This is a genomic window from Acinetobacter sp. YH01008, from assembly GCF_013420435.1.
In the GTDB taxonomy this organism is placed as follows: domain Bacteria; phylum Pseudomonadota; class Gammaproteobacteria; order Pseudomonadales; family Moraxellaceae; genus Acinetobacter; species Acinetobacter pseudolwoffii.
On record NZ_VOYD01000017.1, the window covers coordinates 21,476 to 38,193 of the forward strand.

At 42.7% G+C, this 16,718-nt stretch carries 17 protein-coding genes; 6 read left to right on the forward strand and 11 right to left on the reverse strand.

Features of this window, described 5'->3' with window-relative positions; translation table 11 throughout:
* Nucleotides 1–13: 13 nt before the first annotated feature.
* Complete coding sequence (yfcF, locus tag FTT75_RS10455; RefSeq protein ID WP_159138184.1) at nucleotides 14–649, reverse strand: glutathione transferase; 636 nt, start codon at nucleotides 647–649, stop codon at nucleotides 14–16.
* Between the two features lie 227 nt (nucleotides 650–876).
* Here yfcF and FTT75_RS10460 point away from each other — a divergent pair, with 227 nt between their 5' ends.
* Nucleotides 877–1,596, forward strand: a complete 720-nt coding sequence (locus tag FTT75_RS10460) for a glutamine amidotransferase (protein ID WP_074383170.1) — start codon at nucleotides 877–879, stop codon at nucleotides 1,594–1,596.
* A gap of 49 nt (nucleotides 1,597–1,645) precedes the next feature.
* Nucleotides 1,646–2,278, forward strand: a complete 633-nt coding sequence (locus FTT75_RS10465) for a threonine export protein RhtC (RefSeq protein ID WP_005096656.1) — start codon at nucleotides 1,646–1,648, stop codon at nucleotides 2,276–2,278.
* Between the two features lie 71 nt (nucleotides 2,279–2,349).
* Here the strand turns inward: FTT75_RS10465 and FTT75_RS10470 are convergent, their stop codons facing one another.
* The 5 genes from FTT75_RS10470 to FTT75_RS10490 form a co-directional block, all read right to left on the reverse strand.
* On the reverse strand, nucleotides 2,350–2,940 hold the full coding sequence (locus FTT75_RS10470) for a YceI family protein (RefSeq protein WP_180072681.1): 591 nt from the start codon (nucleotides 2,938–2,940) through the stop codon (nucleotides 2,350–2,352).
* A 128-nt stretch (nucleotides 2,941–3,068) separates the two neighbouring features.
* Entirely contained in the window at nucleotides 3,069–3,524 is a 456-nt protein-coding gene (locus FTT75_RS10475) for a GNAT family N-acetyltransferase (protein ID WP_005171309.1), read from the reverse strand.
* 175 nt (nucleotides 3,525–3,699) lie between these two features.
* Entirely contained in the window at nucleotides 3,700–3,915 is a 216-nt protein-coding gene (locus FTT75_RS10480; protein ID WP_005096650.1) for a hypothetical protein, read from the reverse strand.
* A gap of 134 nt (nucleotides 3,916–4,049) precedes the next feature.
* The gene (gene tkt / locus FTT75_RS10485; RefSeq protein WP_074382885.1) at nucleotides 4,050–6,038 is read right to left on the reverse strand and encodes a transketolase; all 1,989 of its coding nucleotides are present in this window, start codon (nucleotides 6,036–6,038) and stop codon (nucleotides 4,050–4,052) included.
* A 451-nt stretch (nucleotides 6,039–6,489) separates the two neighbouring features.
* Nucleotides 6,490–6,873 carry a prepilin-type N-terminal cleavage/methylation domain-containing protein gene (locus FTT75_RS10490; RefSeq protein WP_074382886.1) on the reverse strand — a complete coding sequence of 128 codons (384 nt, stop codon included), beginning with the start codon at nucleotides 6,871–6,873 and terminating at the stop codon, nucleotides 6,490–6,492.
* A gap of 473 nt (nucleotides 6,874–7,346) precedes the next feature.
* Here FTT75_RS10490 and metK point away from each other — a divergent pair, with 473 nt between their 5' ends.
* From metK to FTT75_RS10505, 3 genes are all read left to right on the forward strand, one after another.
* Entirely contained in the window at nucleotides 7,347–8,513 is a 1,167-nt protein-coding gene (gene metK, locus FTT75_RS10495; RefSeq protein WP_005096646.1) for a methionine adenosyltransferase, read from the forward strand.
* A 353-nt stretch (nucleotides 8,514–8,866) separates the two neighbouring features.
* On the forward strand, nucleotides 8,867–9,211 hold the full coding sequence (locus FTT75_RS10500) for a hypothetical protein (RefSeq protein ID WP_005096643.1): 345 nt from the start codon (nucleotides 8,867–8,869) through the stop codon (nucleotides 9,209–9,211).
* 347 nt (nucleotides 9,212–9,558) lie between these two features.
* Complete coding sequence (locus FTT75_RS10505) at nucleotides 9,559–10,770, forward strand: YeeE/YedE family protein (protein WP_180186371.1); 1,212 nt, start codon at nucleotides 9,559–9,561, stop codon at nucleotides 10,768–10,770.
* A gap of 52 nt (nucleotides 10,771–10,822) precedes the next feature.
* On the opposite strand, the gene FTT75_RS10510 is transcribed toward FTT75_RS10505, so the two are convergent.
* The 3 genes from FTT75_RS10510 to FTT75_RS10520 all read right to left on the reverse strand — a co-directional run bounded on the left by FTT75_RS10510 (nucleotide 10,823) and on the right by FTT75_RS10520 (nucleotide 13,432).
* Nucleotides 10,823–11,332, reverse strand: a complete 510-nt coding sequence (locus FTT75_RS10510) for a hypothetical protein (protein ID WP_005096639.1) — start codon at nucleotides 11,330–11,332, stop codon at nucleotides 10,823–10,825.
* Between the two features lie 61 nt (nucleotides 11,333–11,393).
* Nucleotides 11,394–12,173 carry a TIGR03915 family putative DNA repair protein gene (locus tag FTT75_RS10515; protein ID WP_180186372.1) on the reverse strand — a complete coding sequence of 260 codons (780 nt, stop codon included), beginning with the start codon at nucleotides 12,171–12,173 and terminating at the stop codon, nucleotides 11,394–11,396.
* A complete protein-coding gene (locus FTT75_RS10520) occupies nucleotides 12,173–13,432 on the reverse strand; it encodes a putative DNA modification/repair radical SAM protein (RefSeq protein WP_180186373.1) in 1,260 nt (419 codons plus the stop codon). Before FTT75_RS10520 ends, FTT75_RS10515 begins: the two co-directional genes overlap by 1 nt.
* 206 nt (nucleotides 13,433–13,638) lie before the next feature.
* Between FTT75_RS10520 and FTT75_RS10525 the strand changes: the two genes are divergently transcribed.
* Entirely contained in the window at nucleotides 13,639–14,682 is a 1,044-nt protein-coding gene (locus FTT75_RS10525; RefSeq protein ID WP_180186374.1) for a nitronate monooxygenase family protein, read from the forward strand.
* Between the two features lie 55 nt (nucleotides 14,683–14,737).
* Here FTT75_RS10525 and FTT75_RS10530 read toward each other — a convergent pair whose 3' ends face one another.
* Together FTT75_RS10530 and dusB are read right to left on the reverse strand one after the other, a co-directional pair.
* Entirely contained in the window at nucleotides 14,738–15,415 is a 678-nt protein-coding gene (locus FTT75_RS10530; protein ID WP_180077370.1) for a hypothetical protein, read from the reverse strand.
* 248 nt (nucleotides 15,416–15,663) lie between these two features.
* On the reverse strand, nucleotides 15,664–16,683 hold the full coding sequence (gene dusB / locus FTT75_RS10535; protein ID WP_257230369.1) for a tRNA dihydrouridine synthase DusB: 1,020 nt from the start codon (nucleotides 16,681–16,683) through the stop codon (nucleotides 15,664–15,666).
* Nucleotides 16,684–16,718 lie beyond the last annotated feature (35 nt).

The window sequence follows — 16,718 nt, forward strand, 5'->3', positions numbered from 1 at the left end:
AAGTTTTGGCAGCTTAAAGCTTGAGCTTTTCATTTTCTGTTAGCCACGCCTGAACTGAAGCACGCTGGAAATTTCGCTGGATATATACCTGAATTTTATCAGGCAGTTCAATCTGCTGGCTAAGCAGGCGGTGCAGCATAAAGGCCAGATCAAAATCTGCAATTGACCACTGTTCAGTCAGCCAGCATTCACTGAGCAAACTCTCTGTGACTGCCAATAAACGCTGAATATCTTGCAAGACTTCGGCTGATGCAATAAAAAGTCCTTTAGGTGGAACAAAGATTGAGTCTGAAGGCATGGCCTGGCGGATTGCCATAAAATCAGTTTTGACTAAAGCCTGAACTGCACGGCATTTTGCTCTGGCCTGACTCTCTCTGGGGTATAAAGCTGGATAATCTGGCGCTGGAAAAGCATCTTCCAGATATTCTGTAATCGCCCAAGATTCAAATAAATGAAAATCATCCATCACAAGACAAGGAACTTTTCTACTGGGGCAAATTCTGCGATATGCCATGCTTTGTTGTTCCAGTTGATCTAGATCAACCGTTTTTTCCTGAAAATTCAGGCCTTTTTCTTTTAAAGCAACGTAAACTGACATGACATAGGGACTGATACGTTTTTTATCGATATAGAGACAGATATTGTGCATTTTTTCTTCCTCAGTCTTTTTATTCTATATTCACCTCTACTCTACTGCCTTTCTAGTGGGAAATGAAATTGAGCTGCATAATGATACAAAGCCGGTTCAGAATCCTGCACCAGGATTCACTATTCAGATTGAGAATATCTTGCTTCATAAATTACGGGATTAAAAAGACTTCTATTTTTTTACAGAATGACGTTAAATAAATATTTCCCGTTTTAGATCGAATGACCATGCTGAACCTGGACCATTTCCCCGATACTGTATATGCAATCCAACATCTCGCTTTTGAAGACCTCGGTGCTTGGGAAGATGTATTTTATCAGCTGGGGCTACGTGTCCGCTATTTTGAAGCCGGGATTGATGACCTGCGTAAGGCGTATGAGCATCCTGGTTTAACCGTAATTCTCGGTGGCCCAATTGGGGTTTATGAAACAGAAAACTTTCCTTTCTTACAAGCAGAAATAGACCTGCTTAAAGTACGTTTGGATAAGAATTTACCCACTTTAGGAATCTGTCTGGGTGCTCAATTGATTGCGCATGCGCTTGGTGCCAAAGTCTATGCAGGACAGAGCAAAGAAATGGGCTGGTCTAAGCTCAGTCTTGCAGCTATCGAGAATAATCCACTGCGAAATCTGGAAAATATTGAAGTGCTACATTGGCACGGTGATACCTTTGACCTACCTGAACAGGCTGAATTACTGGCAAGTACTGAGCTTTATGCAAATCAGGCCTTTCGTATAGGCAGTAATATTCTGGCACTACAATTCCATCCTGAAGTCGCCAGTGATAGTCTGGAAAAATGGCTGATTGGCCATAGCTGTGAATTGAGTCAGGCTAAAATTGATATTCCTGCACTACGCGCTGCCAATCTTCAGTTTGCGCCTGTACTGGAAACTACCTCGCAAACTGTACTAGAGCAATATCTGGCGCAATTAAATATCGTATCCTAGTCTCAGATACATTCCAGGCTAAACTCTTCCTCTCGACTGTAGAAACATTATGAGCGCATTATTCGGCATTGCCGTGATTCATTTTTTTGCCCTGATTAGTCCAGGGCCGGACTTTTTCTTTGTCACCCAAAGTGCCATCCGGCAGTCCAGAAAGCATGCTTTATGTGCAGCCCTCGGCATTTCATTGAGCATTCTGGTCTGGTCAATTTGCGCACTTGGCGGCCTGCATTTTTTATTTCAGAAAATGGTCTGGTTACAGCAGGTCTTAATGCTATTGGGTGGATTATATCTACTCTATCTGGGCAGTTTGATGTTGAAGTCGAGCTTTAAGACACCTCTACCGTTAACAAATTCGAAAGCAGAAGCTCTTTCTATCGTTCAGCCGTCGTATCTTAAATTATTGCTGCAAGGTTTTTTCACCAACATGGCCAACCCCAAAGCCCTGATTTACTTTAGCAGCGTATTTGCATTGGCGATTAGCCCTAATGCAAAACTATCAGAACAGTCTTCTCTTTTAGCTCTGGTCTTTATCGAAAGTTTGCTCTGGTTTACGGTTGTAGCCATTATTTTTTCAATGCCGAAAATGACGACTTATTATCAAAAATTTGCCAAATGGATTGATGGAGTTACAGGCGGGATCTTTATCAGTTTTGGCTGTCTGCTGATTCTGAATCGTGATTAGATCTAAGTCATTTTATTTGATAAAAAAGCACCTGAATCAGGTGCTTTTTCATACTACCCATACAGAGAATCTTATTTCTTTGTAGGCGCAGGTACAGTGGCTTCAGTGGTAATCTGAACAGTAATTTTATCACCCACACTCGGTACGTTTGCTCCTAAACCAAATGCAGAGCGGTCAAATGAAGTGGTTGCATTGAAACCAATTGCTGGAACTTTCATCATTGGATGTTCAGCCTGTTTGTTTAAAACAGCATCCAATACCACAGGTTTGGTCACGCCTTTAATAGTTAAGTCACCAGTAATTTTGAAGTTCTTTTTGTCCTGTGTTTCTACTTTGGTACTTTTAAAGCTGATGTTTGGATATTTTGCTGCATCAAAGAAATCTGCTTTCTTTAAGTGATCATCTAAAGCTGTCACGTTGGTATTAATACTGGATACTGGAATTGTCACATGCACAGCTGACTTTGCCGGTTGTTCATTGTCTACCACGATTTTGCCCTGAATATCAGAGAAATTACCAGATGGCGTAGAAAAACCGAAATGATCCCAGCTAAATACGGCTGCAGTATGGGTCGGGTCAATTGTATAGGTTACTGGTTTTGCAATAGAAAATGTTGCTACAGATGAAACCGCTAAGCCTAATACTAATGTTTTGAAATTCATGTTTTTATCTCTCGTTTTGGATGTTATTCAGTGTATAGAATTAAGAAATATTTACAGCTCTAAAGATAAAACGTTTTGTTGCAGCGATGAAACGATAAATTTGTAAGTTATTTTTTAAATTTCTATTATTAATCCATACGGTACTGGATAAATCCGGTCTTTTTGGCCACTTTATCATAGAGCATTTGTGCCTGACGATTTGATTCATGCGTGAGCCAGTAAACGCGGTCACAATTACGCTGTTCTGCCACCTGATAAACCTGTTCAATCAACTTGCAAGCGATACCTTGACCTCGATACTGCGAAGGCACAAATAAATCCTGCAAATAAGCATAAGGCCGTAGCGTCCAACTGCTGTCATGCTCGACCACATGTACAATGCCCACCACTTTTTCATCAAGCAATGCAGCAAATCCATACATCGAATCTAGCTCAGTACTGTGTAATTTCGCCCAGGTATTTTCACTGACCTCGTCACAGATCTTCGCATGATAAAAAGCCTGATATTCTTGCCATAAAGGCAGCCATTGGTACTGTGATATTTGCTCTAAAGATTTGATCTGAATCTGGGAATTTATTTTCATGTTTACCAACTTCTTTTGCCTATTTCATCAAAATAAACCGTTTCGATAGGGTGCTGAGTTCTATAGCGGGTTATAAACTTATCTTTATCTCATCTGGTTTTGATAAGCAACTTCCAGACAAAAATCATCTGGCATAAAAAAAAGCCCCAATCAGGGACTTTTTAGTATTTTAGCTTTACAGTTTTTCAACCAGAATACGATCAACCTGTTTTAGGCCAGTCGTCTTTTCATGGTTTTTACGGCGGACTTTGATGACTTTTTCTTCCGCGAGTTCTTGCAGCATTAACTCAACCGCCATCATGGCCTCAAGAGGTAGATCCTGCCCGATCCATTTCTGTTCGCCTGCATCCATCAGAGTAATTTCTTCGCTAATTTGCTCGTACAAGCTCATGTTCATCTCACTTTTTGCATTCAATTATCAAGAGAACTCTTCAACTCTTGTCACATGAAAACAGAGCTAAAAAGACCAAAAAACAAAAAGACGCCCCAAAACTGGGACGCCATTTTAAACTTTTAAAGGGCTGATTAAGCAGTAATTTCTTTTACTGCTGCAACAACGGCTTCAGTGGTAATACCAAAGTGCTGGAACAAGTCTTTTGCAGGTGCAGATTCACCATAAGTACTCATACCAATTACGCGACCATCTAGACCAACGAATTTCCACCAATAATCTACATGCGCTGCTTCAACCGCAACACGCGCACGAATATTGGATGGAAGAACTGCTTCACGGTACGCTGCATCTTGCTTCATGAATTCTTCAGCACATGGCATAGACACGACACGCACGCCCTCAAGCTGTGCATAAGCTTCCATTGCCAAAGCAACCTCTGAACCTGTTGCAATAATAATCGCTTTTAATTCGCCTTTTTCTTCAGCCAATACATAACCACCTTTCGCAGCGTTCTCAATTTGTGTTTGAGTACGAGTTTGGAAAGCTAAGTTTTGACGAGAGAAGATTAATGCTGTCGGACCCTCAGAACGAGTCAATGCAGACTTCCAAGAAATTGCAGCTTCAACGGTGTCACATGGACGCCAGGTATTCAGGTTTGGTGTACCACGTAAAGATGCAATTTGCTCGATTGGCTGATGCGTAGGACCATCTTCACCGAGACCAATAGAGTCATGTGTGTACACATGAATCACACGTTGCTTCATCAAGGCAGACATACGTACTGCATTACGTGCATATTCCATAAACATCAGGAATGTAGCCACATAAGGAATGAAACCGCCATGCAGCGCAACACCATTGGCGATTGCAGTCATACCGAATTCACGCACGCCATAATGTACGTAGTTACCCGCTGCATTGTCTTGTACACCTTGCGCACCTTTCCACAGCGTCAGGTTAGAACCAGCCAAGTCCGCAGAACCGCCTAGCACTTCTGGCAATAATGGAACCAGTGCTTGCAATGCATTTTGGCTTGCTTTACGTGTCGCGATGGTTTCAGCTTTAGCATTCACTTCAGCGATATAGGCATCTGCTTTTGCAACGAAGTCTGCTGGCAAATCACCTGACATACGGCGTTTTAGCTCTGCCGCTTCAGTCGGATATTTTGCAGCATAGGCAGCAAATGTTTCATTCCACGCTGCTTCAGTTTTAGCGCCCTTGTCTTTGGCATCCCAAGCTGCATACACATCTTCAGGAATAACAAATGCTTCGTCAGTCCAGCCTAACGCTGCACGCGTCAAGACAATTTCATCATGCCCGAGTGGCGCACCATGGCTGTCTTCTTTACCTTGCTTGTTTGGTGAACCCAAACCAATCACTGTTTTACAAATAATGATGGTTGGCTTAGCAGTTTCAGCTTTAGCTGCTAAAGTTGCAGCACGAAGCGCTTCGCTATCATGACCATCTACTTTAAGTACTTGCCAACCGTAAGCCAAGAAGCGTTGTTCGGTGTCGTCAGAGAACCAGCCTTCAACTTCACCATCAATCGAGATGCCATTGTCGTCATAATAAGCAATTAACTTACCAAGACCTAAGGTACCTGCCAATGAACACACTTCATGTGAAATACCTTCCATCAGGCAGCCATCGCCCAGGAAGCAGTAAGTAAAGTGATCCACAACCTGGAGGTCATCTTTATTAAATTGTGCGGCTAAGGTTTTTTCAGCCAGCGCAAAACCAACAGCATTGGCGATCCCTTGACCTAGAGGACCAGTCGTCGTTTCAATCCCGGGTGCATAACCCAATTCCGGGTGACCAGGTGTTTTAGAATGAAGTTGACGGAATGCTTTTAGATCTTCAATCGAAAGATCGTAGCCCGTTAAATGAAGCAGTGCATATTGAAGCATAGAGCCATGGCCATTTGACAATACAAAACGGTCACGGTTAGCCCAATTCGGGTTGGTCGGGTTGTGGTTCAGGAATTCACGCCAAACCACATCAGCGATATCTGCCATCCCCATTGGAGCACCTGGATGTCCTGAGTTTGCTTTTTGCACAGCATCCATTGCCAATACACGAATTGCGTTTGCAATACGACGTTCATTAAGCGGGGTTGTCATAAATCAGAGTCCAAAATATTCAGAAATAGGAAATGATGAAAAGACTTTCAAAACTATGGTCTATTGTCTTAAAAAAACAGCGAGGGGTAAAGACTAAGCAACAACATTTATCAGTTTATTAGTCTTGTATTTCCTTATCGGGTAATTATTCCACATTTTTCTCTCTAGTTCTGTTTTCTCTGGTCACTTTTGCGATGGATTTATTAGATATGATAGTTAGCATATTGTTGTCTGATTGAGCTTTTCAACCCTGGATTTTTTAGAATTGGCTGTTAATTCGTTTTTAATCTAAAGTCGGCTCCATCCGTTCAAAGCGAGATGTGTCATATAATTTTCTCGTTGATGATGGAAAGCATTGATGATTCATTCTTATCAATAGATCAATCAACTATGTATTTTTTAGATGAAAAGCTTACATCTATTTAGGCTCAATCATAAGCAGCAAGCGTGCTTAGCGCCCTTGGCAGCTTTTAGGTAAATAGCGCTGATAAATATCGGTCGAGAAGCATTTTCCCGTATAGACATCAAATGCAATTGATTTACCCCGAATCGCTGCATCTAGGCCTTGCTGTCGCAGCTTAAACTCAATTCGGCATGTTGCATTAATCACCACTTTTTCGATATATCGTGTATTCCCCCCAATCTCGCGTCCAGCATCACAATGCTGACCTGAGGCAATGAACTGAGTTCGATATGTGCCAGCCTGCTCAAACACTTCAGCCAGTTGAGCACGTACCACATAGCCCTGATAGCTCATAAACGCCATGGTGGCTAAAATCGCCATCATCGTCAGTACAATCATCACCTCAATTAAGGTAAATGCCTTTTGATACATCATGACTTATCTCCGTACAGTCTTACTTCAAGAAGCCCATACAAAAAGAATCTTGGCCATGCTTAACCGGCCAGTAGTGAAACCTTAGGCCTAATATGCAGAGAAGCCGATGCAACAACAATACAGCTAGTCGAATCATGTTGAATCACATGCGAGCGTATTAATGTAATAATCATTTTCCTGAAAATTGCTCAGATTTTAGCTTTATATTTTTCCAATCAGCGATCTTTTAAAATTTATTCGAGAATATAACTGTTTAATTTTGCTACATCTGGGAAAATCCGGATTAATTTGTCGCTCCTTGCCAAATCAGCAATGACGGTTAAATCGACATATCAATTTTTTTAATTCTATTAATCAATTAAAAACACAATAATTTGAAACAATTTCGACCAATTTTGTCGTGTTAAGCTAGTCCTAGAGCGCAACTCGATGTAACATATCGGGTCTTTAAAATTAACTGTGATAGGACTATGCGCGAGTACGCTGTATTTACTTCGGAATCTGTAAGCGAAGGCCATCCAGATAAAATGGCTGACCAAATCAGTGACGCTATTTTGGATGCAATCTTAAAAGAAGACCCTTATGCACGGGTTGCTTGTGAAACGCTTGTAAAAACAGGTGCGGTTGTACTTGCCGGTGAAATCACAACGACGGCCAATATCGATTTTGAAGCGGTAGTACGCCATACCGTGAACGGTATTGGTTATCACCATTCTGATCTGGGTTTTGATGGTTCGACCTGTGCCGTAATCAACATGATTGGCAAACAGTCACCTGAAATTGCTCAGGGTGTAGACCGTCAGAAACCTGAAGATCAAGGTGCCGGCGACCAAGGTTTGATGTTTGGTTATGCCAGCCGTGAAACTGACGTTTTAATGCCTGCGCCAATTACCTATGCACATCGCTTAATGGAAAAACAAGCAGAGCTTCGTCGTAATGGAACTTTGCCTTGGTTACGCCCAGATGCGAAAAGCCAAGTGACCTTTGCTTATGAAAATGGCAAACCTGTTCGTTTAGATGCTGTGGTTTTGTCGACTCAACACGATCCTGAAATTTCACAAGCCAATCTTAAAGAAGCTGTGATTGAAGAAATCGTTAAGAAAATCATTCCTGCCGATATGTTCCATGCAGAGACCAAATTCCACATCAACCCAACGGGTATGTTCGTGATTGGCGGCCCTGTCGGTGACTGTGGTTTGACAGGTCGTAAAATTATCGTAGATACCTACGGTGGTATGGCGCGTCATGGCGGTGGTGCTTTCTCTGGCAAAGATCCATCTAAGGTTGACCGTTCTGCTGCCTATGCAGGGCGTTATGTAGCAAAAAATATCGTTGCGGCTGGTCTTGCAGACAAGTGTGAAATCCAGGTGTCTTATGCAATTGGTGTTGCTGAACCCACTTCAATTTCAATCAACACTTTTAATACTGCAAAAGTATCTGAAGAATTGATTATTGCCTTGGTTCGTGAGCACTTTGACCTACGCCCATATGGCATTACCCGCATGCTGGATCTGATTCAGCCAATGTATAAGCAGACTGCGGCTTATGGTCATTTTGGCCGTGAAGGCTCTGATACGGCCTTTACTTGGGAAAAAACCGACAAAGTGGAAGCGCTTAAAGCCTCTGCTGGTCTCTAATTTTCTCTTTAAAAAGCCCGCACCCTGCGGGCTTTTTTTATGACTGGGATTTTATTGCTTAAAATCATCTTTTTTACACGACTGACAACTTAAATCGCAAGATTAATAATATACCCCGTTCATTTCCATCATCCTTGAATGCTTATTAAATTAGAAATTTTTTAGTTTCTGGATCTGACTCATTTAATACACTTAAAACAACTTATTAAATAAGTCCTGAGCGAGTTAAAGCAGCATAAGTATTGAAAAAAGTTACAGTTAATCAACAAATTTTGATCTATTTTCTAGCATAAACTTTAAGAAATGACTGTTAAATTAGTTGGCAGCTATACAACAACAAGGGATATTACTCGATGAATAAATTAATGATTGCTTTAGGTTTAGTGGCAACTGTTGCCTTGGTCGGCTGTAACAAAGATAAAGCACCTGAAACCGGGGCAACGACAGGTGAGCATTTAGAAAATGCAGCAGATCAAGCCGGTCATGATATGCAAGATGCAAGCCGTGAAGCTGCGGTAGACACTGAAAGAGCCTTGGATAATGCAGCGGAAAATACAGCTCAAGCAGCTGACGAAGCTGCTGCTGCAACGTCTCGAGCAGCAGATGCTACTGCTGAAGCAGCACGAAAAGCCACTGCGGCCACTGCAGCTGCGGTTGAAGAAGGTGCTGGCAATGTTCGAGAAAAAGCTGAAAACTGATTTTAGCTCTCAGTTTAATGCTTAAAAAGCCTGCGATTCAATTTGCAGGCTTTTTTATGTACTTCATTTGAAAATCTAGAAACTCAAAAATGCTCGATACTGATCTATCGGCATAAAACCATACGATTAAATCTGCAATTTATTTAAGCTGCTTAAGTGTAGAGAATTACAGAATAATGAGATGTTCCATTAGATTTATTTTTATAACTCACTCCCACAAATCAGATAAAGTGATAAAACTTATCAACTATAAGAATGACTTAATACTCACTCATTGGCCAAAATGGGCTGCATTTAAGCTGAAATTCAGTAGAATACCAGCCTTTATTTTTAAAATTTAATCTCCCATGTCAGTCATTGCTGCTGCTTCCCAACGGTCGAATATTTCGGTCTGGGTGGCTTTTATTTTACTTGTAATCGGTACAATCGGTGCCTATCAGATCGTTGGCTTAAATCAGGCTCTGTTATTTTTAATCGGTGGTGCGCTAGGCATGACCCTGTACCATGCCTCATTTGGTTTTACCTCGAGTTGGCGCGTCTTTATCAAGGAACGTCGCGGTCGTGGTCTGCGTGCACAAATGATTATGCTCGCTCTAGCAGTATTGTTATTCTTCCCCGCTTTAGGTGCGGGTGAATTGTTTGGCAACCCGGTCACAGGTAACGTCAGTCCTGTTTCCATGTCAGTCATGATTGGTGCCTTTATTTTCGGCATCGGCATGCAGCTCGGTGGCGGTTGTGCATCGGGTACGCTGTATACCGTGGGTGGTGGTAGTGCACGTATGCTGGTAACACTCTTGTTCTTCTGTATCGGCTCTGTGATTGCAACCTCACACTTAGACTGGTGGTTTGCTTTGCCGCATCTGGAACCTATTTCTCTGGTACAGAGTTTAGGGGTGATGCCTGGATTGCTGCTGAGCTTTGTTATTTTTGCACTGATTGCTGCGGCGACTGTTTATTTCGAAAAGAAATGTCATGGTCGTCTGGAAGTAGAACCAAGCAGTGAGCATCAAGGCTGGAAACGCTTTATTCGTGGTCCATGGCCTCTGATTTGGGGCGGGATTATTCTGACCCTGCTCAACTTTGCGACGTTGGCACTTGCAGGTCGTCCTTGGGGCGTGACTTCTGCCCTGGCAGTTTGGGGTGCAAAAGGCGCCACTTTAGTGGGTGTTGATGTAACTGCATGGGATTATTGGCAGAAAGCTGGCAATGCCAAAGCACTTACAGAGTCGTTGTGGTTTGATATTACCTCGATGATGAACTTTGGCATCATGCTCGGTGCTTTGCTGGCAGCCAGTCTGGCAGGTAAGTTTGCCCCGAATTTCAACATTCCGAAACGCTCGCTCATTGCTGCTGTTGTCGGTGGCATCATGCTCGGCTATGGTGCACGCTTGGCCTATGGTTGTAATATTGGTGCGTATTTCAGTGGCATCGCTTCAGGCAGTTTACATGGCTGGTTATGGCTGGTGTTTGCCTTTATCGGTAATGGTATTGGGGTGAAACTTCGTCCAATCTTCTTCCCGGAAGAAAAACCACAAGCTGAAAAAATTACAGGTTGTTAATTATTTAAACTAAAAATCCCATCTTAATGATAGGCTTTTTTATCTTTAAGATTTAAAGCGCGGCTTTTAAATTACAACCATAACCCATGGTCTGCTGAACCTGACGATAAGTGGTATAGCGATCCAGAATAAAAGTATAGAAGTGATCGGCATTCGAAAAATTGTCTTTTAGATTTTCATTGGCAGCATTCGGCAATTGGATGTCATCGACCAGTTCCAGATTATAATGCCCCAAACGATACATATCGGCAAAATAAGCATTCATCATATCGCAATAGGCAATTTTACTTGGTTTTAATGCCGTACTGCTGACCAAATGACGGTTTAAAGTTTGCAGATTATTCACATCTAAAGGAAACTGGTGTGAGAAAGCAATACTTTCTAGTTTTTTAAATTTCTGAAAATCCTGAGCCAATTGGCTATTGAGTGCATCAAAACGTTGCTGCAATTCCTGCGCTGTCTGAACCTGATATTTGACTGGATCGACGACCGGTTTTTGTGGCTCTTTCGAGCATGCGGTTAATCCAATGAGCAGCGCCAATGACGTTAGCCATACCTTCATATCTATGCACTCAATCTAAATATAAACGCTTATTATGCCTGAAAGATGCCAGATGTACTGTTTAAAGTGTTTTCTCATTCATATAACGCCAGTAGCGTTTCGGTACATATTGAATATGCAGTTTCATATTGTTACGTGTCTGAATATTCACACTATTAAAATAATCTTTCCAGAGCTGATCATACAGCCATTCATCATCATCCAGTTCGATACTGAATGACTGACTGTGCCCAATCTGGATTTGCGGATCGATTGCTTCAGCATTCATCTCGACCTGATGTACCTGCTCTAAATCATAATAAATCCCGTAATTGCGCAGCTCATCATAAATCAGCCAGGATTGATCCTGATAGCGCTCCTGAAAATATCGGGAAATAATCGGTAGAACATTAAAGTCCGGCTTAACCAGACTCAGGAATAGTCCATCCTTGGCCTTTTTAAAGCGTACAAAAGCCTCCATACGGTGCTTTTCCCGTCCGACTTGCTTGGCCCATTGCGACATACCGATAACTGCATGATGACCATAATCTTTATCGACAGGTCGCTGGTTTTTAAATACATAAACCGCGAAATCAAATAGAATCTGAAACGCTGCTTCTTGTTCCGACAGAAAAGTATAGTAAAAAGTACGCAAGCTGCTGGAGGAGACTTTTTGCTTGAGCCCCTGCCAGACCCGCTGTCCATGCTCATCATTAGAGCTAACATAAATAAATTCATCAAACAGGCCATTTTGTGCTTGTGGATTGGCAGTGATGCGGGCATTCAGTTCCTTAAACTCAAAAGCCCGAAATACACAACTGAGCAAGCCGGTCATGCTGCCATCAAAACAGTAACAGGCCATCAGAATGCCAGTCCAAGCTGTGGTGAAAGCTGCTGCTGATATTTAGATTGGCCAGACTGTAAAATTTGCTGACGGATCTGATGCGATTGCTGATCTTTCTTAAATTTTGGCGTATCAGCACAGCGGATAAAATGCTGTGCGCGGTTATATGCCACACCCATGCGTTTTAGCTGATCGATATGAATCTGACCAAAACGGCGTGCCTGTACAATTTTTTTGGCCGAACGTACCCCAATACCCGGTACACGCAAAATTATTTTATAGTCGGCACGGTTAATATCAACTGGAAAAGCTTCAGGATGTCGCAAGGCCCAGCTGAGTTTGGGATCAATATCCAGATCCAGATTCGGCTGCTGGTCATCGACAATTTCATCGGCAGAAAATTCATAAAAACGCATTAACCAGTCGGATTGATATAGACGGTTTTCTCTTAATAATGGCGGCGCTGAACCGACAACCGGTAAGGCTTTTTCTTCAGGATTAATCGGAATATAGCCGGAAAAATACACCCGTTTCAGCTTAAATTCCTTGTAATGCCGATCGGCCATTAAAATAATGTCTTGGTCAGTTTCACTGTGTGCGCCCACCACCATCTGTGTGGTTTGTCCGGCAGGTACAAATTTTGGCACCGATTTAATCAATTTGCGTTCATCTTTGAGCTGGATCAGTCGATCCCGCACAATCCCCAAATCTTTTTGTACTTCGGCATGGGTTTTTTCAGGCGCAAATTTCTGTAATCCGGCTTCAGTCGGCATTTCCAGATTAATACTCATGCGGTCTACGTATAGTCCGGCTTCGGTAATGATTTCCTGAGATGCACCCGGAATGGTTTTCAAATGAATATAGCCATTAAAGTTTTCTTCCAGTCGCAGTTTTTTCACTACCTGTAGCATCCGCTCCATGGTGTGATCCGCCGATTTAAAAATACCCGAGCTTAAAAACAGACCTTCAATATAATTACGGCGGTAAAAGTTCATGGTCAAATCCACCACTTCCTGCACGGTAAATGCTGCTCGCTTGACGTCATTGGAACGGCGCGAAACACAATAAGAGCAATCAAAAATACAGACATTGGAAAATAGAATTTTCAGCAAGGAAACGCAGCGGCCATCTTCGGTATAGCTATGACAAATACCATTGCCGGTATTTCCTACCCCTTTGTCTTTATTTTTACGATTACTTCCACTGGATGAACAGGACACATCATACTTGGCAGCATCGGCTAAAATTTGCAGTTTTTCACGGATACGATCAGACATGAGCTCAGAAAGATTTGACCAAAATGTTATTATAAAGTCTTCAATTGCAGCGCTATAGTTGATCTGTCTGGCTAGCGACATAGCGTGTCGTGAGAAATGTAAATGACAGCTAAGCAAAGTTTAAGTATTTCAAAATAAAATAACCAATATGATTTGCTTAATTTTGAACTCAAGGGCAAAGTAAAAACATAACAAGGAGCAAATCTATGTCTTTATTAGAAAATCTCGGAATTAAACATCCTATTTTCTTGGCGCCGATGGCAGGTGTCTCTACAGCTGAACTTGCAGCTGAAGTGTCCAATCAAGGCGGCTTGGGTTCACTCGGTTTGGGAGCCAGCAGTATCGAGGCAGCACGACAACAGATTTTAAAAACTCAGGAATTGACAGACTGCCCTTTTCAGGTGAATTTTTTCTGTCATGACAGTGTGCCCCTAGATAAAGCTGTCGCGCAGGCATGGATCGCACAGTTTAAAAATAAATTTATTGAATATGGGGCGCAGCCACCCGAGCATTTAAACTGTATTTATCCGAGCTTTAAAGACAATGATGACTTCCTGAATCTGGTGCTGGAAACCAAACCACGGGCGGTCAGTTTTCATTTTGGCATTCCGCATCCGCATCAGATTCAAGCCTTAAAACAGGCAGGAATTTTAACCATGGTTTCTGCGACCAATTTTGCCGAAGCCAAAGCCATCGAAGCTGCCGGAATTGATATTATTATTGCCCAAGGCATTGAAGCCGGCGGTCATCGTGGAATTTTCAGTACCAAATTCGATGCTTCGGTCAAAACCTCTAATCTGGTGAAACTGATCAAACAGCATTGTTCCCTGCCGATTGTGGCAGCAGGCGGGATTATGGACGGCCAACAGGCAAGACAAATGCTGGATTTCGGTGCCGATGCCGTGCAACTTGGCACTGCATTTGTACAGTGCAAATCGTCCAATGCCAATGAGGCTTATCGTAAAGCCCTGCTTTCCAAGCCACTCACTCAAGTCAGTGCCAGTATTTCCGGCCGCCCTGCTCGCGGAATCATCAACCACTGGCATATGGATGTCGACACACCCGATCGTCTGGATGTGCCGGCTTATCCTTATACCTATGATCTGGCCAAGCAATTACATGCTGCTGCAGCCAAACAAGGCGATCAGGGTTATGGCGCGTTCTGGGCAGGCTCAAATGTGGCACAAATTCGTGAAATGGAAGCGTCTGATCTGATCAATCAGCTGGTGCTGGAAATGAAACATCTCTAAAATTTATCAGCATAAAAAACCTCTCTAATTAGAGAGGTTTTTTATTCAGTCGGACTTAGCGGGTAAGTCGATGCCAGGCATCTTTGACTGCAAACTTGGCTTCTTCCCAATTTAAACGGGATTCACCTTTCACCTGTTCCCACTTGGTCCGTAGTTCAGGTTCCGCATGGTCAAAATCTGTATCACGATCATACATGGCACGGTTTTCATAACCTACGCGATAAGCGCCGCGATAGTCACGATCATAATCTAGATCGCTGTAGCTATTCCGCGTTTCATTAAAATACGGGCGATTATGATACTCATCGCGCCAGTAATTATCTTCGGCAATCAACTGGTCAGGATGCTGATAATTATCTGCCTCACTTCGAACTTCTGGATGCTGGTAGTTATCTGCCTGTTTTTGGCGATCTGATGTTGCAATATCATTACCGGCAATGCCACCAACCACACCACCGATAATGCCGCCCACCACTGCACCTGGAGGACCACCGACCAGACCTGCAACGGCCCCTACAGCAGCACCACCTACTGTACCCGCACTGGTCGCAGCCAGATTATCTTTGCCTTCATTCATATCTGGCACATTCGGATTATCTTTTTCAGGAGTATTTAAATCCGGACGTGCATTGGCATCAGTAGGATCTATATTTAAGCCTTCGCTGCGTTCTTGTGGCAATTCCGTTGACGTTTTATGGCTAAATTCTGTGACTGGACGATTGGTATTTGTCATTACAGATCTCCCTTGGTGATGACTACAAACAAGAAGGATCACCTCCTGTTCATATTAGATGAATCCATCATAGAACAAGTTTAAGTAAGCAATGTCCAAGTCCTGTCCGGTTTAAGTCAACAAAATGTTGTGCTATGTATTTGACCGGCTTAAGTGTAAACAGCGTGCTAAAATCGACGCGCTCAAGATAAAAAAGGTAGTATTTCTACACAAAACATATTTCTTGATTACCTCCTACTAGCCTGCCATCATTTGGTCTCTAATAAATTGACCTGTTCGACCTGAACATCACTCATGGTTGAGCCATGTTCAAGTAAAGTATTAAAATAATCTTCTACTACACGATATTGATCAGCTGTATTTTCTACCTGATACATGCCCTGACGAAACTCGTTGCTTGAACGCAGACCTTTGGTATACCAGGCAATATGTTTCCGGGAAATTCGGCAACCGGAATACTCGCCATAAAACTCATATAGCTCAGCCAAATGTCCCAATAGAACATCCTTAACTTCTGTAATACTCGGCGCATCCAGATATTGGCCAGTTTTTAAATAATGGGCAATTTCACGAAAAATCCAGGGACGACCTTGTGCTGCACGTCCGATCATGATGGCATCTGCACCGGTATAATCCAGTACGTATTTGGCTTTTTCAGGACTGTCAATATCTCCGTTGGCAATCACGGGAATATTCAACATGTCTTTTACATCTTTAATGAGTGAATAGCGGGCGGTATTTAAATACATATCTTCACGGGTACGGCCATGTAAAGCCAGCGCCGCAATTCCGGCATCTTCCGCACGTTTTGCCACCCGCATGATATTTTCATGACCATTTAAATACCCCAGACGGGTTTTTAAAGTTACCGGCACATCGACCGCAGCCACGACAGTATCCAAGATACGGGCAACTAAATCTTCATCCTGTAGCAAGGCTGAACCGGCTAATCGATTGCAGACCTTTTTGGCTGGACAGCCCATATTAATATCAACAATTTGTGCACCATTGGCCACCTGATAACGCGCAGCCTCAGCGAGATCTTGTGGATCTGAACCGGCAATCTGGGCTGAGATTGGTGCCAGCTCCCCATCAAAATTGGCACGGTAAAGACTTTTTTTGCTCATACGCAAAGTTTTGTCTGAGGTCATCATTTCACTGACCGCATGACCTGCACCAAAATACTTGCACAAGGCTCTAAACGGACGGTCAGTCACACCTGCCATGGGGGCCACCCAAAGCTTCCTATCTATTGATCTTCCAAACAATTCTTCAATTACATTGTTTTTGCTCAAAATCTTTA